This window comes from Peptoniphilus vaginalis (genome assembly GCF_900176605.1).
In the GTDB taxonomy this organism is placed as follows: Bacteria; Bacillota; Clostridia; order Tissierellales; family Peptoniphilaceae; genus Peptoniphilus_A; species Peptoniphilus_A vaginalis.
The window spans coordinates 138,866-163,056 of record NZ_FXLP01000005.1 but is presented as its reverse complement, the minus strand read 5'-3'; the positions used below and the strand labels follow the sequence as shown (position 1 = coordinate 163,056).

Sequence of the window (24,191 nt, the reverse complement as noted above, 5' to 3'; positions counted from 1 at the left end):
TTTTTATATAGTTAATAGATGTATAGGTCTATTCGCTATACATCTATTACTATTCACAATAAACATCTTTTGAATTGTAAATTTTTAAGGATTAGTTATTTATTATAATTTATTTTACAAAAAATCTTGCCTCTGGTTTCATCATAGCTGCACCGATTTTTCCTAAAAATCCAGAGTCAGCTAAATTAGTTGTAAATTTAATTTTAAAATAATTATTATATTCTCCTATACTTTCTTCTTCTAGGTCATCCTTTAATACAGTGAATTTAAAACCTTCAGGCACAGTCTTATTTTTATTATTTACAGCTTCTTTAGAACCAAAGGCTTCTACTTTAATTTCTTTTCCATCTATAACGGGTGTAATTCCTGTACAATCTGCGTAGTATACATTATTAAGCATTTCTTTACTAACTGGCTTTGTATATAAAGTTATTTCGTAGCTGTCGCCCTTATCTTCAACTTTTGATAAATCTTTATTGAATGCATCATCAGCCATAGAAAGTTTTGCTTTTGTTATGTGATATATAGCAAAATCTGCTACTTCCCTTACGGATCTATCAGAATATTTAAATCCATACAGTTCTGAATCAGAGTAGTCTATAGTTTCTTTAATTTGCTCCTTTATGGCTTCTAGATTCATTTCTTGAGCAAATGTAAAAGTTGGAACTAACATCATTAATACTAATAGTAATAAACTAATTTTCTTTAAATATTTCATATTTTTTTATCCTTTCTTTATATTATTTATTTTTTCATAACTAATCCTTATAAGGTTATAAACGTACTTTCCTAATCCCACCCAACCACCCACTAATTTTATAAATTAATTAATTTTTCATAGAAGTAGTTTGCTGCTTCTTCTAGTTCTTCATCTGTTGCATACCTAGACGCATAAGATGTTTCTATCATTTTTTCTTTTATCTTTTTTGGAACTACTAGTCCTGTTATTCCTTTTAATTTTTCTATCATCTTCGGGTCTACTAGTCCTGGACATATGTACTGTCCTAGTGAGTTTCTATCTTTTAATAGGTCTTCTAAATTTTTTATCACATTTCTTCCATGTTCTGAGTCTGGCATTGCTCCCAAGGTCGCAAATAAGCCAAGTTTTTTATCTTCTATAGTCTTTAAGAATTTTAGTGTCTTTGGCTCTAAGGTCCCTCTATCTATCCAGGCACCCAAGAGTATAAAGTCATAATTTTTTATATTTGGTGCATTTCTTATGTCCTTTATAGTCATTAGGTGTTCTTTCTTTAAGACTTCATAAATTTTTTCTGCCATTCTCTTAGTGTTGCCTGTCTTTGATGAATATAGTATTAGTCCCTTCACTTTTCCTCCTTAATCTTCTGCAAATACAAATTTTTTATCTTCAATGTCTATTATTTTTAGTTTTGTGTCGTAGATCTTACTTATATTTTCTCCTGTCAAGACTTGACTTGCCTTTCCTTGAAATTCAATTTTCCCCTTCATCATTCCCACTATGGTGTCTGAATATTCTAGGGACTGGTTGATGTCATGAAGGACCATGATTATTGTCTTGCCAAGATTTTTATTTAAGTTCCTTATTAGTTTTAAAATTTCTATTTGGTATTTGATGTCTAAGTAGGTGGTTGGTTCGTCTAAGAGAAGTAGCTCGCTATCTTGTGCTATTGCCATGGCTATCCATGCCCTTTGGACTTGCCCACCTGATAGGGAGTTGACTCTCTCTTTTCTTATTTCTTCTAAGCCACAAACTTCTATTGCTTCATTTATTTTGTTTTTGTCTTCTTGGTTTGGCTTTTGCATAAAACCTAGGTAGGGGTTTCTTCCATAGGCAACAAGTTCTTCGACTTTGATGTCGCCTGCTATTTGATTTTTTTGTCTAACTATGGCAACTTTTTTTGCAAATTCTTTTCTCTCTATATTTTTTATATTTTTGCCGTCAAGACTTATGAATCCCATTTTTGGTTTTTCTACTCTTGTTATTAATTTCAAAAGTGTTGACTTGCCACAGCCATTGGCACCTAGGAGGGTTGTGATTTTATTTTTTTCTATTTTTAGAGAAAGATCTTTTATAACCATATTTTTGTCATAGGCGAAAAATAAGTGATTAATTTCCATAATTTTTTCCTCCTACTTTTAATAGGCCTATAAAGAATATTCCGCCCACTACTGTCATTACTACTGATGGCTTTATTTCGTAAGGGTAGGCTATCACTCTTCCCAAGGTGTCTGATAGGAGGAGGGTTATTGCTCCCAGTATCATGGAATAGGGTATTAGGTTCTTGTGGTTTGAGCCAAGAATTATTCTTGCTATGTGTGGCACTACTAGACCTAAGAATCCTATTACACCAACTATGGCTGTGGATACTGATGCTAGTATTATTCCTATTAAGGCTAGGATAAATCTATCTCTATTTACATTTACTCCCAAGGCTTGTGCTGTTTGGTCTTCTAGTTGAAGTAGGTTTGCTGACCTTATTGTGAAGAGTGATATTATTAGAAATAGGATTCCATAAACTGCCATAATTTTTACATCTGCCCAAGTTTTTTGTGCTACATTGCCTTCGATTATTGATTGAACGTTCGTTAGGTTGCCACCCATCATGGATTTTATTCCTTCGTTTACTCCCATAAGGGTCATATTAAGTGCTACACCCACGAGGATTAGTTTTATTGGGTTGGATCCTCCATTCCAGGCTAGTGAATATATTAAGAGGTAGGCTAGGAGTCCTCCCACTACTGAAAAGAATGGGCTAAAGGCATATAGTCCTGGGAATAATATCATTACAAGGCTTGTTGATAGGCTTGCTGCTGATGATATGCCTATTATCCCTGGATCTGTGAGGGGGTTTTGCATTACTGCTTGAAGGAGAACTCCTGATGTTGCAAGAGCTGCCCCAGCTAGTATTGATATTATTATTCTTGGAAATCTAAGGTCATATATTGTCGCTACGTCGGGATCATATTTTATGAACAAGCCTTTTATTAATTTGCCAAAGGTCATTTCTATGGAGCCTGTTTTTGCTGAATAAAGTATGAGTCCTATTAGGACCAGGATTGAAATTGTGTAAACTAGGATGATTTTATTTTTTTTCATTTGTCTTATCACCTGTATTTCCTACTTCATTTGAGTCTTTTCCATAGAAGAGTTTGTCTAAGTCATTTAAGGCTTCCTTGTAGTTGAATTTCGCACTCATACCAAATTTTTTGTAGTCAAGGTCGTAAACCTTTCCCTCTTGAACTGCCCTAAAGTGTTTCCAAATGTCATTTTCTGCAAAGTCTTTTTTGAACATTGCCATTACTTGATCTGGTAGAGCATGGGCTGTTCTAAGGATCATGTCTGGGTCTTTTTTCAACATATCTTCTGTGTTTATTGTTATGAATTGTTGATTTGTCCCTTCATATACATTTTCTGCACCTGCAAGTTTTACAAGGCTTCCTGCATAGGAGTTTTCTGTTGCTACTACATAGGACCCTGGCAAACCCATAAGAATTAATACTTTTGGTGCTTTTTTGTCCTTGTGCTTTTCTTTGTAGTCGTCTATGAATTTTTTGTAGTCGTCAATTAAGGCTTTGGCCTCTTTTTTTCTGTTAAGTAATTTTCCCAGATCATCTATTGACTTATACATTCCATCTGTGTTGTTTAGATTCAAAAATCCATAGTCTAGGTCTGCTGCCTTGTATTTTGGAAGTAGGTCTGAGATTAAGGACACTGGTGAGAATACATAGTCTGGATTTATTTGTTTTAATTTTTCTATGTCTGGTGTCATTGCCATCCCTACCTTAGGGACATCCTTATATCGTTCTGGCATTGGATCGATCTTTGAGTCTGGTACTGCAACTAGGTCTATGTTTAATTTTTCCATAATATAAACTGTTGCCATTGATGTTGCTGCTATTCTCAGCTCGCCATTGTTTGCTTTCTTGCCAGTTTTCTGACTTACGCAAGACGTTAATAATAGACTTGCAAGAAGAATGCTTAGAATTTTTTTTATCCTATTCATAGATGTTTCTCCTTCTTTCTTCTAGTTCATCTTCTACTTTGTTCTTGTAGTTATATGATAGAAGGGCTAGTATGATAAATCCTCCTGTTAATATTACAAATAGACCTATTAAGCCATAAATAAAAGCCAAGGTTATTTTGCCTAATTTTGTCTTAGATGTTTCTTTTTCATCTTGGTCATCTGAATAATATAATTTTTTAATTATTGGAGAATCCTTTGTTAATAGTCCGTGGTCATAACCCAAGTCACCAGCAGAAAATTTTGAGTTAACTGGTTTTTGTTCTATTACTTCTCCTTGGTTAGGAGCTTGTAAAACTTCTCCAACTTGCTCGCTATTGTCTATTGGTTTTAAATTGCTTAGGTTAGGTATAGTGTTCTTTGTATTTGTCTTGGGAATATTTGCCTGTGCCTGTGGTGCTCCCGCTGCTACTTCTTGTTTATTTGTGTGTCTTGAAGAAGCATTTTGAAGGGTTGCAAAGTCTGTGTTACCTTTAACAAGGTCTGATATTGTGTAGTAAAATATTACATCCCTTCCCATTGGTCCTACAAAAAATGTTGCCCTTACGATTACATTTTTGCTTGGTATCTCAAATCTGTAATCTCGTGTTTCTGCTGTCTTTCCTGTAACTTCTGCTGGTACAGAAATGAAACTGTTGTCGCCATAATTTTGGACTGCGAAGGTTTCATTTTTTATATAGTTGGCTAGGTTATAACGGACTGACAAAAATATTCTTCCATCATCTGTTGTTTCTACCAAGGCTTGTGGACATACTACATTTTCTGTCATACCCTGTCCTATTCCTGGATTGTTACCGGGGTCCTCTATGACTCCTGTAACCGGATGGATATAGTAAGGTGTTGCCTTTGCTATTTCTTGTGAATAGGCAAAGGTAACATTTATTAGACTTATAAAAATGAGAGCCATAAGACAAAGGCTATTTATTATTTTTTTCATTTTCTTTTAGCCCTCCTAAAAACATCATTTCATCTTTCATATCTTTTACTTCTTGCAAATTTTTTCTAATTACAACAAAGGCTGTTGCATTTAATCCTATAAATATTAGGAGTATTAAAATAATGATGCCCTTTGATTCTTTTTCTTCGATTTCTTGTCCCTCTAATCCACCCTCTTTATTCTTATTTTCTTTGGAGGATGCTCCCTTGTTTTCTTGGCTTGCAATTTTACTTTGTAGCGAACCTATAGAAGGTGGACTTGTGCTTAGTGGTGTTGAACTAACTTGTGGTCCTTCTACTGGCATAGGAGATGAGGAATCTGAAGAGCTTGTTATTTTTTGTGCCTGTGGTTTTTTTACTGTCGCCATAAAGGCCTTTGCCCTTTCTATCTTTGAGCTACTTGGGCTTGTACTTATATTGCTTAGTGTAGGTAAATTTGTATTATCTATAAGCTTATTTACTTGCCCACCTGAGCCAGCACCTTTCACCACTATAAAGATTGCTGAATCTTTTGTCTTAAATTCAAGGTAATCTCCATTGACTTTGTAATTTATCTTCTTTTTTTCTCCATTCTTTACTTCATAAAGGCTTAGCTTGTCTTGTCCTTTGAATTTTAAAAGAGGTAATTTTAAATCAAATTCTTTGTTCGCATAAATCTTTTTTCTCTTTGCTTGAATGCTTTCTTCCTTGCCTGTTATTTCTTCTAGGGGCCCTAAAAACTCAATCTTAAAAACATTCACTTGATCTAATTTATCAAAGGACTTTGTAAATTCTTCTGCCTGCTTGCCTGATAATTTGTTCCCGTAAAATGAAAATTCTTCCTTAAATGTTTCTGGCCCGTAGTTGACTATTAAGTTTTTGTTTTGTACTTCTCCAGCTTCCTTTGAATTAAAGTCTGGTTTCTTTGGTCCGTCTTTAAACTTCTTTATTAAAGTTGCTTCACTTTCATTTATTTTTTTTATTTTGTCAAAGTCTAATTTTATTCTTGCCCTTATTGGTTCGTCCCCCATGGGCTCTACCTTTGGATCTACATAGACCTTTGTCATTTCATCCATATTAATTAGGGATGTCCTAAATACTCTTGGTCTTTTGTCCTTTTCCTTAGGTACTTCTAGGTCATAGCAACCTGCTTCTGCCCTGCGATAAATTCCATCTTCCTTTTGGAAGTAAATATTTACCAAGGACGCTGTTATGGACATATATTCCATCTTGTCTGACCCTATGTATAAGTTTGCTTCTTTGTTCTTCACTTCTATCTCGGCTCTTTGTATAAGGGCCTTGTTACCCATACTAGGTTTTTCTTCAATGGCATGCCACAATTTGATTGGAATTTCATAGCAACCATCTTCTAAATTAATTTCTTTTTTCTCTGGTGTGCTTTCATTATCCGCAAATACAAAATTTGTTAAGAATAATAAAGATAATAAAAATACTAGAGATATATAAATTTTTTTATTTTTCATTATAAAACCCCCTTATAATATAATAATCTAGGCTAATGATATTACTTATCAATTAAATAAACCATAAAAAATTTCCAGAATTTTTGTTAATGTCGGTTTACTTATTTATAAATATATTATTTTAATTTTTGTAATAAAAATAAATCCTAGTCAGTGACTAGGATTTAGAATGTTTTTATTAATTTTATAGTGTATAATTTTAAGTTTTTAAGTTAAACAAAGGTTAACTATAAATACAAAATTTGCTTTTTTTGCATGAATTGTTATACCCATTTGAGATTTAATTTTTAAAATCAAGGATGCTTCCAAAATTATTCCATCCGATGTTGACCAGTAGTCTATTAAGTCGAGAGGTATTTTAAAAATCTTGTCTTTAGAATCTATTTCTATTTCTTCCCCTTGGTCGAAGTAAAATAACTTTGTGGCAATTGCTTTTTTAAGATAACCGTGATGAGCTCTCTCTATGGTCCTAGTAGAAAGTTCTATGTAGGGTTCTTCCCCCATTACCAAGTAGGCGAAATCATTAAAGCCCATAAGTGCCATCGAATTTTCAACAAAGGATCTTTTTCTTTCTTCATCAATCTTCTTAATTGCAAAATTAATTTTATGTCTTCCTTTTTCTAAATATTGGGATATATCATAAATTTTTTCTCTAGCTTGAATATCCTTGGATAAAATCAAACTTTTGTATCTTTTATCCAATGCTTCTTGATAAGGAAGAAGTCTTTTTGACAATATTTCAAGGCTTATGCTTTTGGCAAGATCATCATCAATATCCAAAAATTTTTGCATAATAAATAAATTCTTTTCAAGATTTGCATTGTAAAATTCTGAAAGCTCACATCCTATTTTTGTTAACTTATAATCATTGTCTTCCTTGTAGAGCATACCTGTAAGAATCATTTTATCTAAAATCTTTTTTGAGTTAGCACGAGAACATTTAAAAAAATAGCTTGCTTCTGTTATAGTCTTCCTGCCTTCATAATTTCTTATAAACAATAAATATTCGATTTGTATTTTAGTTATATTAAAATTCATCATAAAGTTATGACTCCATTTCTCTTTTTACTTCTACTATTCTGTCACAAATCCTAAGGGAACTGTCCCTGTGAGATGAAATTATAATATTTTTATTTTCCCTCTCCTTATATAGGGACTTTAAAATTATCCCTTCGTTTAAAGCGTCTATGTTGGCTGTTGGCTCATCAAGTAGATATAACTTGGACTTTCGTAAAAAGATTCTTGCTAAAGCAAGCCTCTGAGCTTGTCCAGTGGAGATTTCATTATTTTCTTTTACTATCTCTGTGTCAAATCCCTTTTCAAGGGTCATTATGAAATCATAAATATTTGCCTTCTTGCAAGCTTCTATTAATTCATCTTCACTTGCATCTTTTTTTGCAATTTTTAAGTTATCTCTAATGCTTCCCCTAAAGAGATGAGTTTCTTGACTTAGGTATGAGATGTTCTCTCTTAAATTTATTGTATTTAGGTCTTTAATATTTTTTTCATTTAGACAAATCTTACCACTCTTTGTGTCATAAAATCTCATCATTAATTTTATTAAGGTTGACTTGCCACAACCACTTTTGCCTTTTAACCCTATTATCTCATTTAATGAACTATTAAAATTAAAACCATTAAGGAGTTTTGTGTCATCGTAAGAAAAGTTTACACCATCAAGACAGATATTTTCATAATCAATTTCTTCTCCATGATCATTTATTGGTGTGATAGGATCCTCTTCTAAAAGTTCCATAACTCGCTTGCCACAAGCAAAGGTCAAGACTAAATTATTTGCAAGTGATGAAAGTGCACTTGTGGGTCCAAAGGAAGAAATGAAAACTCCCAAGGGAAATAGTAAGCCGCTAAGGTCAAGGATTGACTCCTTATAAAGCTTAAATGCCACCAAAGTAAAAATTAAATCTGCAAGTATTATTGTAAAAGATGTAAGAGCAAAGTTATTTGATGACTTTTCTGTAAGTGCCTTTGTAGACCTATTTAACTTGTTCGCTTCAAACTCAATCTCTCTACACCTATCTTCAAAATAGGAAAAATTAATAATTTCTTTTATTCCCTTAAAGCTTTCCAATATTAGAGAATTTAAAGTTGATAAATTCTTCCTTTGTTTTCGCCCAATTTCTCCCGCAGATTTCTCTGTAATAATTGGGATAATTATAGCTAGTGTTAAGTGAAAAGCTAGAAGTATCCAAGAATAAATTGGATTAAATCTCCATAAGATAATAAAGAAAAATATAGTGTGAACTAGGGCTATACAAACTGGCGAAATTGTGTGTGCGTAAAAGACTTCTAAGAGCTCTATATCTGATGTGATTATAGAAATTAATTCTCCCTTATTTTTTCCATTCATCTTGGCTGGTCCCAAAGCCCTTAGTTTTTTGAAGATTTTATCTCTTAATATTGCTAAAATTTTGAAGGCAATATAGTGGTTTAAGAGCTGTTCTAGGTACTTAAAAATCGCCCTTAGTACAGCCAAAGTGAACAAAATCCCAATTATTAATTTTATATTTATAGTTTGATTTAATAATACTTTACTTAGGTATAGTAATCCTAGTGATGGCAATAAAGTGGCAAATATGTGTCCACTTGCGCCAAAAAATATGGCAAAAAACATTTGTAACTTCAAATCGTCCACAAGAGATAGGAGTTTCCCTATTAAATTTTTATATTCAATTAATTTTTTCATTTAAACCCCACATTTCTAATTCCCTTTGATACTTATAAATACTAGAGAACAATTCACCCTTACTTATTTCTTCAAAATTTCCTTCTTCCGCTACCTTCTTATTGTCAAGATAGTAAATATAGTCTGCCTGAAGGACTGTGTTGAGCCTATGAGTAATAAGTATTATGGTCATTTTTTCTTTTAATTTTTGTATAAGCTTTAAAATTAAGTCTTCAGATTCCTTATCTATATTTGATATGGACTCATCTAAAATTAAAATCTTTGGCTCTTTCAAAAGGACCCTTCCTATAGCTAGTCTTTGTTTTTGTCCACCTGATAAGTTGTTACCAGCACTTTCCAAGATACTATCTAAGCCACCTATTTTTTTAAAGTAGGAATAAAGACCCACTTCTTCTAAAACTTCTCTTAACCTATTATCATCTGCATTTTTATTTGCAATTTTAAGATTATATCTAAAACTTTCCTTAAAGAAGTATGGGTTATTGTCTACTAGCATTATATTTTCATTAAGAGAATCATTTGAAACTTCACTTAAGCCGTTGTAAAGTATCTCTCCATTATAATTTCTCTCAAATCCTCCAACTAATTTTGCAAGGGTAGACTTACCGCAACCACTTGCTCCTACTATGGCTGTGATTTTGTTCGACTTAATCTTCATATTTAAGTCTTTTAAAATTTCCTTTTCTCCGTAAGAAAAATTCAAATTTCTTACTTCTACATCCACTTTCTCATCCTCTATGATATCTTCAAAATCTTTTATGTTTTCAAGATCTAAAATTTCAAAAAGAGAATTTGCAGCTGTAATCCCATTCATCGCAACATGAAAAAGTGCCCCTAGTCTCCTCAATGGCAAGAAAAATTCTTGGCTCAAGAGTATAAAAGAAAAGGCTGCAAAGACAGAAAGCTGTCCCTTGGAATAATAATAAATTGATAAAATTATTCCCAAGGCTGATCCTGAATAAGAAATTAAGTCTAAGGCTGTAATATTATTTAGTTGCATCATGAGGAGCTTCATAGTTTTGCTCCTAAAGTCTTCTGCCTTCTCATTTAACAAGTCATTGTAGTCTTCATCTGCATTAAAAACTTCTAAACTTGTTAAGCCATATAGGAAGTCTATAAAAACTTCTGAGAGGTTTGTATATGATTTCCAATAAGTTTTCACAACTTTTTTTGCAAGTTTTTGCACCATCATTATGGCAATAGGTATTAGTGGTATTAATAGGAGCATTATTATCGCTATTTTAAAATTTAAAAATGAAAGTATGCAAAATAAAATTATGGGTCCTATTAAGGCGAATAGAAGTTGTGGCAAGAGGGCAGAGTAAAATAAGTTGAGTTGCTCTATTCCCTCTACTCCTAAATTTATAAGTTCTGAAATAGAAACTTTGCTGCCATACTCCATCTTAAAAGAAAAAACCTTTTTCATTAGTCTCTCTCTCAAGGTATTTTTAATCCTATAGGAAGCTTTGTAAGATATACTTGCTTCTATTTTTATTAAGAAAATATTTAGTCCAATTAATATGAGCATAAATAAAATAAATTTGCTCCCACTAAAATTTGAATTAATTATACTTTCTATTGACTTACCTATTAAAAAAATCATGGCAACATTAGTGGCCATTTGTAAAATTTTTATAAGTAAAAGCTTTAAAATTTGTATCTTCTCACTCTTTAACTCATTAAATAATTTTTTGTTAAACATCTCTACTCCTCGATTGTCTTGATTTTAAAAATAAAATATATGTAATGAAAAATAAGCACTAATAAGAGTGTAATTTTCGCATGCAAGTTGTTTACAAAATAAAATGATATAGCTAAAAAGAAAGTGATTGTCATAAGAATCTTTATCTTCCTCTTCCTTGTCATTCCACTCTTATTTTTTATTGGCTCAATATTATTCTTGTAAAATTTAGTAGAAATAAAATAGTCATTAAACTTCTTTGATCCTCTTGCGAAGCAATAGGTTGCTAGTAACAAAAAGGGAGTCGTAGGTAATAAGGGCAAATATATTCCAACTATTCCTATCCCCAAAAATATAAATCCAAATATTAAAAATAAAATTTTCAATTATTTCCTCCTTAACTTTGTTTTCTCAATTTTTCAAAATAAATACTAGCAGAGAAGTTTTTGTAAGTAAATAATATTGATAGCTTATATCATTTTGTTTTTCTTAAATATATTAATCGTATTTGCCCTATGCCTTGATTTATAGGGACTGCAACCTTGTTAACCGTAGTTAATTTTATGTGCAAATCAAGGTAAAAAAATAAGGCCCTGGTTCCCCAGAGGCCTTAAGCTTATAAGCTTTACATTTTTTCAATATTTATTTTAATGTCGTGACCATTTAGGCTTTCAACTTCTGCTTCGTTGTCTTCCTTTACAACTTCAAGTGCAAGAGTTTCTGATTTGATAAATTCTTTATCTGCTTCAATAGCTCTTTCAACTTCATCATCAGACTTGTATGAAATCTTAATGTTGTCAAGAATATCTAAGTCTTTCTTCTTTCTTAGTTGTTGGATCTTTGATACAAATTCTCTTACATAACCTTCATTTAGAAGTTCTTCATTAAGTTCTGTGTCAAGGATAACAAAGAGGTTGTTTTCCATTATTACGTCAAAGCCTTCTTTTGCAGAAATTTTTACTTCAACAAAGTCTCTTTCAATTTCTGTTTCTTCGCCAGCAAGTTCAAGCTTAACTTTACCTTCTTCAAGTTTAGCTAGTAGGTCTTTTGCATCTGCTTCTCTAAGAGCCTTGCCAAAGTCCTTAACCTTTGCACCTAGGATGCTACCACAAACTTTAAAGTTTGGTTTAAGTTCAAATTCCATATATTCTGAAAGGTCATGTTCAAATTGAACTTCCTTAACGTTAAGTTCTTCCTTGATAAGTTCTGTTAAGTCGCCAATGATTTCCTTGTACTTTCCATCAATGATAACCTTAGAAAGTGGTTGTCTAACCTTTATCTTTGCTTCTTCTCTTGAAGCTCTTCCTAGAGTTACAAGGTCTCTTACAAGGTCCATCTTTTCTTCAACCTTATCCTTAATCATATTTTCATCATAATTTGGATAGTCAGCTAAGTGAACTGATTCTTCATCAGTAAGTGACTTAAATAATTCTTCTGAAAGGAATGGAACCATAGGAGCAATTAATTTTGTCACACCAAGTAAAACTTCATAAGTTGTCTTGTAAACGGCAATCTTTGTGTTGTCCTTGTCAGTCTTCCAAAATCTTCTTCTATTTCTTCTGATGTACCAGTTGGAAACATCTTCTATAACAAAATCTTGAATTTCTCTTACAACTTTTGTAAGTTCAAATTCATCCATATCTTTTCTTACGTTTTTAACAAGTCTGTTGTACTTAGACAATAACCACTTGTCAATTTCTTCTAAGTCATCATAGGAAACCTTAACTTCTCTTGGGTCAATCTTATCTGTGTTTGCATATAGGCTGAAGAAGTTGTAAGTGTTTCTTAAAGATCTAAAGAATTTTGATTCAATTTCACGTAGTCCATCTTCGTCGAACTTTGTTGGAGTCCATGGTGGAGATACATAAAGTAGGTACCACCTTACAACGTCAGCTCCATACTTGTCAAAGAGTTCAAAAGGAGCAACTGTGTTACCACGAGATTTTGACATCTTCTTGCCTTCCTTATCAAGGATAAGGTCATTAACAAGTACATTCTTGTAAGGGCTCTTGCCAGTCATATAAGTTGATATTGCAATTAGTGAGTAGAACCAACCTCTTGTTTGGTCAATTCCTTCACATATAAAGTCTGCTGGGAATAGTTCGCCAAAGTTGTCCTTGTTTTCAAATGGATAGTGCCATTGAGCAAAAGGCATAGCTCCTGAGTCAAACCAAACATCAATTACGTCTGCTTCCCTTGTCATTGGCTTGCCACACTTAGGACATTTAAGATGGATATCGTCGACGTAAGGTCTGTGAAGTTCAACATCTTCTGCCACATCTTCTATTGCCTTATTTCTCAAATCTTCTATTGAGCCAACAGATTCTGTGTGACCACACTCACATCTCCAAATTGGAAGTGGTGTACCCCAATATCTTGATCTAGAGATTGCCCAGTCATTTAAGTTTTCTAGCCAATTTCCAAATCTCTTTTCTCCTACGAAGTCTGGGAACCAATTTACTCCATTGTTGTTTTCAATTAACTTGTCCTTAAACTTAGTTACTTCTATATACCATGATGGGTGTGCGTAGTAAATAAGTGGAGTGTGACATCTCCAGCAGTGTGGATAATTGTGAAGTACCTTTTGTTTTGCGAATAAAAGATCGTGATCCATTAGGTAGTGAAGAACATCGTGGTCAGCATCAATTACAAATTGACCCTTCCAAGGTGTATCTGTAAACTTACCTTCTTCATCAACTGGTTTTAACATTGGAAGGTCATATCCTCTTGCAGTTTGATAGTCATCTTCACCAAAGGCAGGAGCAATGTGAACAATACCAGTACCATCTTCAGTTGTAACATAGTCAGCGCAGATTACATAAAATGCTTTTTTATCTACTTTAAGGAAATTAAGGAGTTGTTCATATTCTGTGTATTCAAGATCCTTACCAAGGATTTCTTCTAGGACTTCATATTCATCATCCTTAAAGACTTGCTTAGCAAGAGATTTTGCTACATAGTAGATGTGTCCGTCAGCATGCTTAACCTTTACGTATTCAACTTTTGGATTAACTGCTAGGGCAACGTTAGATGGAAGTGTCCATGGTGTTGTTGTCCATGCCAAGAAGTATTCATTTTCCTTATCTTTTAACTTAAATCTACAAGTTGCTGTTGTAGTTTTTATTTCTTCATAACCTTGTGCAACTTCGTGAGATGCAAGTCCAGTTCCACATCTTGGGCAGTAAGGAACAATTTTGTGGCCTTCATAAATTAGACCATCCTTAAACATCTTGTCTAGGATGTGCCAAACTGATTCAATATAAGAGTTTTCAAGTGTGATATATGGGTGGTCTAAGTCGATTAAGTAACCCATTCTTCTTGTAAGAGTTCTCCATTCTTTTTCATATTCAAAAACAGATTGTCTACACTTTTTATTAAAGGCTTCAACCCCATAAGACTCTATGTCTTGTTTGTTGTGAAGACCTAATTTCTTTTCTACTTCTATTTCTACAGGAAGACCATGTGTATCCCAACCTGCTTTTCTCTTAACTTGATAACCAAGCATTGTATGGTATCTACAAGTTAAATCCTTAAGAGTTCTTGCCATTACATGGTGAATGCCTGGCTTTCCATTAGCAGTTGGAGGTCCTTCATAGAATATATAATTTTCTCCATCTTTTCTTGATTCCACAGATTCATGTAGAAGATCAATTTCGTCCCAAAACTTTGAGACTCGTTCTTCTCTAACACTTACACTATCTTTAGATAATTCTTTAAATACTTTCATCTAAATCTCCTTTTCTTCCAATTTTTGTATAAAAAAAGTCCCCTCTCAAAAGAGAAGGGACGAACTAACCGCGGTACCACCCTAATTATAGGAAACTATCACTTAATATCTTAACGCAAAATTACGCAAGAGCTTTTGACTCTTGAGCTCCAAGGTGATCTGTAAAATTTCGAAAGGCAGTTTTGCACCAACCAACTGTTCTCTAACTTTCTAGAAATTACCATCCTCATCAAAGCTTATATAAAGTTGTCAATTGTTTGACTCTTAAACATCTTAATAATATCTGATTGCATACCAGCAAGGGCACGGTGGAATTTACAACTTCTTTTGTATCCATCAGGATGCTTGCTACAGAATGAATCCTCTTCTTGTAGACACCTATTGATTTCAATAGGACCATCTACTGCTACAATTATATCATACAAAGTGGTTTCTTCCTTAGGCTTCTTTAAAAAATATCCGCCCTTAGAGCCTCTCTTCGCATCTGTAATTCCAGCTAAATTCAATTTTCTTAGTATTCTTAGGGTAAATCTTTTTGTAACACCTTCGCTTTCAGCTATTTGTGGCGCTCCAACAACCTTTCCCTCATTTGCTGCTAGATAACTTACAATACGAAATGCATAGTCTGTTTCTTGTGTTATTCTCATATTATCACCTATTTACGATATTATACCATCAAAATTTAAATTTTAAAATAGTCATCTTGAATTTTTCGCAAGTTTACTATTTCCGAATCCATATTTAAGGATATATCATCATAAGTGAGCAGGCTTCCCTTTTTAATATCTCTTTTTGCAAAGGATCCTTCTGTTACTATCCCTATTGGTAGATGGTTGCCTCTTTCTTGTTCTTCTTTAGTTTCAAGACTTCCAAAAATCATCTCGCCGCCAATGGAGTCAAACTTCTCTCCCTTCTTGATGTCTCTCTTTGCAACTGAAACTGTTTCTGCAAAGGGTCTACCAAGTGGAGCTATTGATTCATCTCTTAATACAACTGCCTTTATAATAGAAATAATTGTCTCGATGCTAGTCAAGTGGTAGGGCCTGTATATTGTATAATTTGGACCATCACCCATAGATAAGTATTTCATTTCCATATCTATTATGTCTGACTTAGGTCTTACTACTGCAAAGACTCCTGGAGCAATTCCTGTAGCGAAGTCAACAACCCCATAGGAATTTAAAATTCCCCCATCTTCCTTTAGCTTAAAGTCTTCGGCTATATTTTTTGGTTCAGTACTAACAAAGTGACAACCTCTTACATCTGGCACAAATCCAAGAGCATTACAAACTGCATTGAGCTCAATCATTGTGTTTGTTCCATCAACAAAGGAAGTTAGCATCCTTGGGTTAATTCCCTTTTTCTCTGCAGCTTCTCTTAAACTATCTGGCGTTGCATAATTATTTAATTCATTATTTTTTCCCTTACCTAGGACTAGGACGTCAAAGCCACAGTTTTGTGCAAACTCAAAAATTTCCACAATGGCTCCTGGCTCATCGCCCTTGGTTCCAGAATAGACTACGCCCTTTTTATCTGCCAAGACTTTTAAGTATGGGCCAACTGTTGCATCCATTTCTACATTGAGACTTACAATATCAACCTTATTCTCAATGGCAACAAGGGATAATTTTGTACCAGTTTCTGTGTCCCCAGTACAGTCCACTAGACAGTCCACAAGGGATGCCGCTATTAAATTATTTGTAGTGGCGATGTATTTCTTTTCCTTTAAAAGTTTCTTTGCCTCTTCAATGTCATCTGTAAAGGCAAGTTCATCCTTATTTATATTTGCTGCTTCAATAGCAGACTCTAGTGTCTTTTTATTTCTTGAGGAAAACACTATGGGATAAAAATTTTCATTTTGGCTAAGCAAGGTGAAAAGCGAACTTCCCATAATACCTGAGCCAACAATTCCAACAGAAATATTCCCAAATTCCTTTAATTTTTTCTGTAAGTAGAACATTCTTCCTCCAAATCTATTGCAAAATCTATAAAAAATTATTCACAAAAATTATTTTAATCTGATTTTACTTCTATTGCAAATTACTTTTGTAAATTTTTTTCCCTCAATAATTTTCCAAGTCTATAACCGCATCCAAAAGCGAAGTGTAGATTATAGCCTCCACAGTCTCCATCAATATCAAGAGCTTCACCAATTATATATAGGTCTTTAAACTTTTTTGACTCATAATTTTCTGGGCTGACTTCTTCTAAAGAAACTCCACCCCTTGTCACTTGGGCATTTTTAAATCCAGTGTTGCTTGTTACTTTAAAGTGAGATTTTAAAAGAAGTCCAATAATTTTTTCAAAGTCTCCCATAGAAATCATATTCATCGCTGTGTTCTTGTCCATATCAAGTGAGTCCACAATATAGTGGATGAACTTCTTGTCAACAAGCCCCATTAAAAATTCTTCAAGGGAAAAATCTGGAAACATATAGTACCTGTTGTAGACCATATCAATGCTGTCCTTCTTTAAGTTATTGATTAGAGGTACTTCAATGATGTCGCCCTCCTTAGCATTAATAGACATATCCAAGATTGGTGGACCACTTATACCATAATTGGTAAATAAAATTTCGCCCTCTCTCTCCTCTATGACTTTTTCATCCCTTAGGAGTCTTGCACGACCTATTACCTTTGTCCCACTTAGGTGCTTTAAATATTTTGAATCAAGCTTTAATTGAGTAAGGGCTGGCTTTAGGTCAGTCACCCTTATCCCCATCTTCTTTAGAATTTCAAAACTCACACCATCAGAGCCACTTGCTGGCATGGCCTTCCCTCCAAAGGCAAGTACTACCACATCGGCTTTAAAAATTTCACCATTAGTTATGACTTCATAGCCTGTTTTTATTTTCTTGATTTCCTTAACCTGGCTCTTGGTTTTCACTTCAATTCCCTTTTTCTCAAGCCAGTAAATCAAAATATTTAAGACAGAATTTGCCTTTAGGCTTATGGGATATACCCTATTACCATCAAGTGTAGATTCAAGACCTAACATTTTAAAATAATTTATTAAATCTTCATTAGAAAATTCTTCTAGAGTTCTCTTTACAAAGTCAGGCGAAGAATAATTTTTCTCTGACAAGATCATATTGGTGTAGTTGCACCTGCCGTTGCCAGTTGCCAATAACTTCTTCCCAATCCTATCATTTTTCTCCAAGAGAATAACCCTATTATTTTCATTCTTTGCATTTATAGCAGTGACAATTCCACTTGCCCCTGCTCCAATTATAATTATATTCATATTATCACCCCTAAATTATATCCTAAGTTCACATATTATTACAAGATTTAAGCCATTTTATGTTATAATGTCTTAGAAATTTGGAGGATTTATGAAGAATAAAATTTATATTACTGGTCACAAAAATCCAGATACTGATAGTATATGTTCTGCCATTGCACTTGCAGAATTAAAAAACAAGATGGGGCAAGACGCTGAAGCAATTAGGTTGGGAAACTTAAATAGGGAAACAGAATTTGTCCTTGATTATTTTAAGGTGCAAAAGCCAAGGTTAAAGACTTCTATCAAGCCACAAGTTCGTGACATTGAAATTGATGCTGCCTACTGTGTCAACCCAAGCCTATCAATGGCTTCTGCCATGGATCTAATTCAAAAAAATAATATTAGCTCTCTTCCAGTTGTTGATGACGAAGACAACTTAATTGGAATAGTTAGTCTTTCCAACATAGCATCAACTTACATGGAGATTTGGGACGACTCCATCATTGGAAGGTCCAACACAAGCTTTGAAAATATTTTAGATGTACTTAGGGGCAAGGTTCTCTACCTTCCCGAAAAGCCAAGAAGTCTCTCAGGTAAGATGGCTGTCAAGGCAATAAAAAATCAAGACCTCATAAGTGAAGGAGACATTGTAATAGTTGGCGATGATGTCAAAGACCAAGAATCTGTAATAAGAAAGGGAATATCTCTTTTAATCCTAACTATATCAAGCAAGCTTGATGATAGACTTATGAAACTTGCAAAAGAAAATAATGTTGCAGTAATTTCAACTGGCCTTTCAACTTTTATGGTGGCAAGACTTTTGCCCCAAGCTGTTCCTGTTGAATATGTAATGACAAGAGATGACTTAGTAGTCTTTCACAAGGATGATTTGATTGACGACGTTAGAGAAAAAATGTCCCAATCAAGATTTAGGTCCTACCCAGTTCTTGACAACAAGGGCAAGGTTATAGGAAATATTTCAAGATACCATTTGATTTCAAACTTGAAGAAAAAAATAATCCTAGTAGACCACAACGAAAGAAACCAATCCATTGACGACATAGACTCAGCAGAAATCATTCAAATTGTGGACCACCACAGGGTGGCAAATGTGTCTACATCTTCCCCAATTTATTTTAGGAATGAACCTGTTGGATCAACTGCAACTATTGTGTCAAAGATGTTTTTCGAAAATGGAATAAAACCATCTCGTGAAGTTGCTGGACTTCTTTGTGCAGCAATTATTTCTGATACCCTACTCTTTAGGTCACCTACTTCAACAGAAACTGACAAGTATGTCCTAAACAAGATGAAGAAAATTGCAGCCATAAATGTAGAAGACTTTGCTATGGAAATGTTTCGTGCAGGTACCAGCCTTGAAGGTAGAAAACCTGATGAGCTTCTAAAGTCTGACGTCAAAAACTTCTCCATTGAAGGAGTTAATGTTAGGGTCTGTCAAATCTTTACTATGGACCTTGACTCCACAGCTTCGGTAGAAAATGACCTCAAGGAAGCCATGGAAAACTTTGTAGCTTCTTCTGATGCAGAATCCTTCATCCTAATGATCACCGACATCTTTAAGGAAGTTTCTGAAGTAATCTTGGCAGGATCTTTCAAAGAAGCAATTGCAAGAAAGTTTGACAAAGAGCTTGTGGGCGATAAATTCTTATCAGAGGGTCTCCTATCAAGAAAGAAGCAACTACTTCCAAAAATTTCATCTGCTATATCAGAAGAACTTTCATAAAACTATGTACTAAAATAAGAGCCTATCACATCACATGATAGACTCTTTTTGTTTGACTTTTAATTGTTACTAGACCCACCACAGTCACATGACTTGTCCTGGTCTTCCTGTGACGAGCAACCACAAGAATGATCATGGTCATGATGGTCGTGGTCGTGGCTTTCTTCTTGCCCCATCTCATCTATATAGACATTGACTTCTCTTATCCCATAAACTTTTTCAAGTTCATCAGAAAATTCTACAACAGTTTTTTTATCAAAGCCATAGATGTAGACTTCGCTGCCATAATTTAGGATTTCCAATTTTAAAATTCCATCATCATAAAGGCTGAGGCCCATAAAGTTTAGTGCCATATGACCAATGAGATTTTTTAAAATCATTTCTTTTAAGTCCTCATCTACAATTCCCTGAAGGATATACTCGTATCCATTCTCATCAGAATAAACTGCAAAGTCGTCAAGAATTTTCTTCGACTTCTTGTCTTCTTTTAAGATTGTAATTTGATAAGAATCGCACCTATTTAAATAAATCCTTACAAGGTCCTTTAGGTGTGAAAGGTCTATGTTCTCATCAATAAAAACATCATTTTCAAAATTTATATAATACATCTTATCCCTCCTACTTAGTCAAGAGATAGAATTCAACGTAGGCATTCTCAATATTGTCTTCATTTCCAAAATAAATATTTGTGAAATAAATTTTAAAGTTTACATCCTCTATTGCTAGGTCATCAAGTTTTATTTCATCTTTAGTCTTCTTTAGGGTCTTTAGCTTATCCCTAAGTGCAAGAAGGTCAATTGTCTTTTGAAGCTCGTAGTCACCTTTAGATTTTTTATAAATATTTATTTCCTTCTTCTTTTTCTCAAACTTGTAATCTCCACAAGTGGAAATATGATCAAGAGAATAGACGAAAATCATATTTTTGTAACCTTCTATGTCAATATTAAATCCAAGATCTCCCTTGTCTACAATGTTATCTGTGTAAGAGTATCCAAGATAAGATTGATTTTCAACCTTATTGGAGAAGCCAAAAACTTTTGTGAAGTTCTCTTCGCTAAGTTTAAAGTCCTTTGGAAGATACTTTAAGTCCTCTATCCTATCTCGCTTATCCATGTAGGAGACTATATCTATTAGTTGGTTTTTTACGTAGCTATCAATATTTACATCAGACCTTATGTCCTCTCCTGCAATCATGTTGTTTTCCTTTAACAATCTTTCAAATCTTGCATTTTGTGACCTAACGCTAAGTCTAGTAGCCGACGCCGGTCCAATGCCAGTAACTAAAATTATTGCAGCAAGAAAAATTGGGACAGTGATGTTTGAATTTTCCCTATAAAAAATATAATAAATTAGGGATAAAAACACCCAAAGTCCTCCCGCTATTACTAAGTACCTGTTTTCAGTTAGCCCATACTCCCTAACTCTTAAATAAATGGCAAAGAACATCATGCCAAGGAGCGGGAACAAACTTATTGGAAAAAATACCTTTAATTTATTTATAAATCCAATTGAGTCCACCCTTGATAGGAAGAATAAGTACACAACTGAAAAAGCTGCAAACCAAATTACAAGATTTACTATTAAATTATTTGGAATTTGCCAAAGAGCTAAAATCTTTATAAAGTAAGCCAATAGAATTAGGGTGTAGATAATCACAAGTGGTGTGATTATATATACCAAAAGAATTCCAATGGGCTTTGGATACTTGTAATCGGTGAAGGAATCCCTTACCTTTGGAAAATCTTGAAAAAAAGTTATGACGTTAAATAAAATAAAGGAAAAAATTCCAATCCTCAAATAAACTAAGGATCCAAACTCCAATTTAAAAAGTGAGTCTAGGGCAAAAACTATACTTGAAATTCCTACAAATACTATGAAGCTGTAAATATTTGATATTATAAAGGCTCTTAAAATTTTTGCCACATAGGCAACATAGTCTTTGTGGTAATTAAATTTTGCCACAAAGGAGGTCCCCACAACTAAGAAAGCAATCAAGCTAAAATATACAAAATTGTCATTATAGTTTGAGAGAGGTCCTGCCTCGTCATAAACTAGCTCATAAATTCCATAGAGTATGGGCAGAGTTATTATATAGGAAATTACTTTTAATAAATTATTGTTTTTTAAATTTTTCAGGTCATAAAAATTTCTAAGTCCCTCGTTAAAAAGTTTTATAAAAGCATATAAAAAAATTGCAAAGGCAAAGACCAGACCATAAGAAATCATCTTGTTGTTAAAGTCTTCTGCATATTCATCATAAGTAGCTATAATAAAAAATATACTTGCAAGTGTTGCTGATGTTATTGTCAATGGAAATCTTTTAAAGGTATCTTTTATACTTTTAAAATCCAAAATTTTTAAATTTAGTTTTTTCATAACTACCTCCTTTTTTTATCATATACTAATGAAAAGGATTTTTAAAGAATTTGTGCAAAACTTTAATCATTGTATCCACTTTGACATATTTATTTTTTGAATACAATTTTTCCTTCAGAAATTGTATATAGGACTTCTCCTCTCAAAGTTTTGTCCTTAAAGGGTGTGTTAGAAGATTTTGATTTATATTTATCTATCTTGTACTCACTTTCCAAGTCTATTATTGCAAGGTCTGCAATCTTACCTTCACCAATTTCTCCTCCTTCGAGTCCATAAATTCTCGCTGGATTTGTAGACATAAGTTCTATTAACTTCATTAAACTAATTTCCTTTGTCAAAACTAAATTTTCATAACAAATAGAAAAAGAAGTTTCAAGTCCAATGATGCCTGATGGTGCCTTAGTTAATTCCTTAGCTTTTTCTTCGGCTGTATGAGGTGCATGGTCTGTTGCAATTATTTCTATTGTTCCTTCTTTTATTCCCCTAATGATTCTAAGTCTATCCTCTTCACTTCTTAGGGGTGGATTCATCTTGGCAAGACTACCATATTCTAATACTGCTGAATCATTTAAGGCTATGTGATGAGGAGTTACTTCTGCATAAATATTTGCTCCCATTTCCTTGCCAAACTTAACTAGGTCCACCCCAAGTCCTGTGGAAATATGTTGGATGGAAATTTTTGCTCCCGTATAAATTGCCATTGCTACATCCCTTGCTATAAAAGATGTTTCTGCAATGTTTGGCGATCCATAAATGCCAAGTTTATCAGAAACTTCTGAGTGGTTTATTCCATTTTGCTCAATTAATTCTGGGTCTTCTTCGTGAAAGGATATTATTGCACCAAGTTCCTTTGCCCTATTCATTGCTTCAAGTATAAGTTTTGAATTTCTATTTGGGATTCCGTCATCTGTGAAGGCAATAGCTCCCCTCTTAAAATTTTCTTCCATGTCAACAAGTTCCAAGTCTCCAAAATTTTTTGTTAGTGCTGAAACTGTATATACCTTTAGAGCTAGGTCCCTCGCCCTTTTGTAATGTTCTATGATTTTTTCTTTTGAATCAATTTTTGGACTTGTGTTTGCCATTTGGACTACACTTGTAAATCCACCAGCAATAGCAGCTTGACTTCCTGTCACTAGGTCTTCCTTTTGAGTTTGACCAGGGTCTCTAAAGTGAACGTGGACATCAATAAGTCCAGGTACTACAAGTTTTCCTCTTGCATCTATGACTTCTTCTTTGACATCAGAAGCTTCAATTTCTTTTACAATTTTTACAATCTTGCCCTCTTCAATTTTTATATCTAAAACTTCATCTCTTTTAGATAGGGGATCAATTACTCTTCCACCCTTGATTATCATAGTATCTCCTTTGTTTTAAAAAATTATATTAATATTAATAAAAATCTACATCCTAAAAAAGACGAGGTCACCCTCGTCTTTTAAAATATTTTATTCTTCTTCTGCTTCTTCTTCGTCTTCGTCATAAATATCTAAGTCGTCAAAGTCGAAGTCATCATCGTATAATTCGAAATCAATGTCGTCATTTTCATAAACATAATCTTCAAGATCAGCAAGATCTTCTTCGATAATGTCTACATAGTCTTCGATTTCTTCACGAGATTCTCTCATCTCATCAATAACATCACTTAGGATATCTACAAGTTCGGAAATAATTTTTCCTTCATTTGTAGTAGTGTCTAAATCATAACCGTCACAAAGACCTTGTAGGTAAGATATTCTCTTTAATAAATATTCCATAATCCCTCCAAATTAAACTCTAGACATATATTCGCCATCTCTAGTGTCAATTCTTATCATATCGCCTGTATTGATAAATAGTGGCACATTAAGAGTAAAGCCTGTTTCAACTGTAGCTGGTTTAGATCCACCACTTGATGTATCACCCTTAACTCCTGGTTCAGTTTGAGTAACTTCCAACTCAACAAAGTTAGGAGGAGTTACCCTAAATGCCTTACCCTTGTAGAAGTTAATAGTTGCCATGTCATTTTCCTTGATAAAGTTAAGTGCATCTTCAACCATATCTTTTTCTAGTGGAATTTGTTCGTAAGATTCTTGATCCATGAAGTAATAAAGTTCACCATCAGAATATAGGTATTGCATTTCTTTGTTTTCAATAACAACTTTTTCAAATTTTTCAGATGGGTTAAATGTTGTATCTCTAATTCCACCAGTAAGTACTGATTTAATTTTACTCCTTACAAAGGCAGCACCCTTTCCTGGCTTAACGTGTTGGAAGTCAATAACTTCCCAAACATCTCCATCCCATTCAAATGTAAGTCCTTTTCTTAATTCTCCTGCGTTGATCATATTATCCTCC

At 33.6% G+C, this 24,191-nt stretch carries 21 protein-coding genes and 1 other annotated feature; of the genes, 1 reads left to right on the top strand and 20 read right to left on the bottom strand.

What is annotated here, in order from left to right:
• Positions 1-109: 109 nt before the first annotated feature.
• The 15 genes from CAN42_RS05605 to CAN42_RS05535 all read right to left on the bottom strand — a co-directional run bounded on the left by CAN42_RS05605 (position 110) and on the right by CAN42_RS05535 (position 17,755).
• Complete coding sequence (locus CAN42_RS05605; RefSeq protein WP_085875882.1) at positions 110-718, bottom strand: hypothetical protein; 609 nt, start codon at positions 716-718, stop codon at positions 110-112.
• Between the two features lie 98 nt (positions 719-816).
• Positions 817-1,326 carry a flavodoxin family protein gene (locus CAN42_RS05600; RefSeq protein WP_085875881.1) on the bottom strand — a complete coding sequence of 170 codons (510 nt, stop codon included), beginning with the start codon at positions 1,324-1,326 and terminating at the stop codon, positions 817-819.
• A 9-nt stretch (positions 1,327-1,335) separates the two neighbouring features.
• Complete coding sequence (locus CAN42_RS05595) at positions 1,336-2,097, bottom strand: ABC transporter ATP-binding protein (protein ID WP_085875880.1); 762 nt, start codon at positions 2,095-2,097, stop codon at positions 1,336-1,338.
• A complete protein-coding gene (locus tag CAN42_RS05590; protein WP_085875879.1) occupies positions 2,087-3,076 on the bottom strand; it encodes a FecCD family ABC transporter permease in 990 nt (329 codons plus the stop codon). Before CAN42_RS05590 ends, CAN42_RS05595 begins: the two co-directional genes overlap by 11 nt.
• A complete protein-coding gene (gene isdE / locus CAN42_RS05585; RefSeq protein WP_085875878.1) occupies positions 3,063-3,983 on the bottom strand; it encodes a heme ABC transporter substrate-binding protein IsdE in 921 nt (306 codons plus the stop codon). The genes CAN42_RS05590 and isdE overlap by 14 nt, the downstream gene beginning before the upstream one ends.
• On the bottom strand, positions 3,976-4,938 hold the full coding sequence (locus CAN42_RS05580; protein WP_085875877.1) for a heme-binding Shp domain-containing protein: 963 nt from the start codon (positions 4,936-4,938) through the stop codon (positions 3,976-3,978). The genes isdE and CAN42_RS05580 overlap by 8 nt, the downstream gene beginning before the upstream one ends.
• Positions 4,919-6,400, bottom strand: coding sequence for an NEAT domain-containing protein (locus CAN42_RS05575; protein WP_085875876.1), 1,482 nt, complete (start codon positions 6,398-6,400; stop codon positions 4,919-4,921). The genes CAN42_RS05580 and CAN42_RS05575 overlap by 20 nt, the downstream gene beginning before the upstream one ends.
• Before the next feature lie 207 nt (positions 6,401-6,607).
• The gene (locus CAN42_RS05570; RefSeq protein WP_085875875.1) at positions 6,608-7,441 is read right to left on the bottom strand and encodes a hypothetical protein; all 834 of its coding nucleotides are present in this window, start codon (positions 7,439-7,441) and stop codon (positions 6,608-6,610) included.
• Between the two features lie 4 nt (positions 7,442-7,445).
• Positions 7,446-9,104, bottom strand: a complete 1,659-nt coding sequence (locus CAN42_RS05565; RefSeq protein ID WP_085875874.1) for an amino acid ABC transporter ATP-binding/permease protein — start codon at positions 9,102-9,104, stop codon at positions 7,446-7,448.
• Positions 9,088-10,806, bottom strand: a complete 1,719-nt coding sequence (locus CAN42_RS05560; RefSeq protein WP_085875873.1) for an ABC transporter ATP-binding protein/permease — start codon at positions 10,804-10,806, stop codon at positions 9,088-9,090. Before CAN42_RS05560 ends, CAN42_RS05565 begins: the two co-directional genes overlap by 17 nt.
• A gap of 2 nt (positions 10,807-10,808) precedes the next feature.
• The gene (locus CAN42_RS05555; RefSeq protein WP_085875872.1) at positions 10,809-11,171 is read right to left on the bottom strand and encodes a YbaN family protein; all 363 of its coding nucleotides are present in this window, start codon (positions 11,169-11,171) and stop codon (positions 10,809-10,811) included.
• 239 nt (positions 11,172-11,410) lie between these two features.
• The gene (gene ileS, locus CAN42_RS05550; protein WP_085875871.1) at positions 11,411-14,512 is read right to left on the bottom strand and encodes an isoleucine--tRNA ligase; all 3,102 of its coding nucleotides are present in this window, start codon (positions 14,510-14,512) and stop codon (positions 11,411-11,413) included.
• Positions 14,513-14,564: 52 nt separating this feature from the next.
• Positions 14,565-14,754, bottom strand: a binding site (T-box leader).
• Positions 14,749-15,159 (bottom strand): RrF2 family transcriptional regulator, encoded by a 411-nt coding sequence (locus CAN42_RS05545; RefSeq protein ID WP_085875870.1) that lies wholly within the window; start codon positions 15,157-15,159, stop codon positions 14,749-14,751. (Overlaps the previous feature by 6 nt.)
• A gap of 35 nt (positions 15,160-15,194) precedes the next feature.
• Positions 15,195-16,472, bottom strand: a complete 1,278-nt coding sequence (locus tag CAN42_RS05540; protein ID WP_085875869.1) for an NAD(P)H-dependent oxidoreductase — start codon at positions 16,470-16,472, stop codon at positions 15,195-15,197.
• 80 nt (positions 16,473-16,552) lie between these two features.
• Entirely contained in the window at positions 16,553-17,755 is a 1,203-nt protein-coding gene (locus tag CAN42_RS05535; protein WP_085875868.1) for an aminoacetone oxidase family FAD-binding enzyme, read from the bottom strand.
• 91 nt (positions 17,756-17,846) lie between these two features.
• Here CAN42_RS05535 and CAN42_RS05530 point away from each other — a divergent pair, with 91 nt between their 5' ends.
• Complete coding sequence (locus CAN42_RS05530) at positions 17,847-19,481, top strand: putative manganese-dependent inorganic diphosphatase (RefSeq protein WP_085875867.1); 1,635 nt, start codon at positions 17,847-17,849, stop codon at positions 19,479-19,481.
• A 59-nt stretch (positions 19,482-19,540) separates the two neighbouring features.
• Here CAN42_RS05530 and CAN42_RS05525 read toward each other — a convergent pair whose 3' ends face one another.
• The 5 genes from CAN42_RS05525 to efp form a co-directional block, all read right to left on the bottom strand.
• Positions 19,541-20,089, bottom strand: a complete 549-nt coding sequence (locus CAN42_RS05525) for a hypothetical protein (protein WP_062571653.1) — start codon at positions 20,087-20,089, stop codon at positions 19,541-19,543.
• A gap of 10 nt (positions 20,090-20,099) precedes the next feature.
• Positions 20,100-21,857, bottom strand: a complete 1,758-nt coding sequence (locus CAN42_RS05520) for a DUF4153 domain-containing protein (RefSeq protein WP_245149853.1) — start codon at positions 21,855-21,857, stop codon at positions 20,100-20,102.
• An 89-nt stretch (positions 21,858-21,946) separates the two neighbouring features.
• Entirely contained in the window at positions 21,947-23,212 is a 1,266-nt protein-coding gene (locus CAN42_RS05515; RefSeq protein WP_085875866.1) for a dihydroorotase, read from the bottom strand.
• A gap of 90 nt (positions 23,213-23,302) precedes the next feature.
• Positions 23,303-23,611: a CD1247 N-terminal domain-containing protein gene (locus tag CAN42_RS05510; protein WP_062571656.1), complete on the bottom strand. Its 309-nt coding sequence runs from the start codon at positions 23,609-23,611 to the stop codon at positions 23,303-23,305.
• A gap of 12 nt (positions 23,612-23,623) precedes the next feature.
• Positions 23,624-24,181 (bottom strand): elongation factor P, encoded by a 558-nt coding sequence (efp, locus tag CAN42_RS05505; RefSeq protein ID WP_005955873.1) that lies wholly within the window; start codon positions 24,179-24,181, stop codon positions 23,624-23,626.
• Between the last annotated feature and the right edge of the window lie 10 nt (positions 24,182-24,191).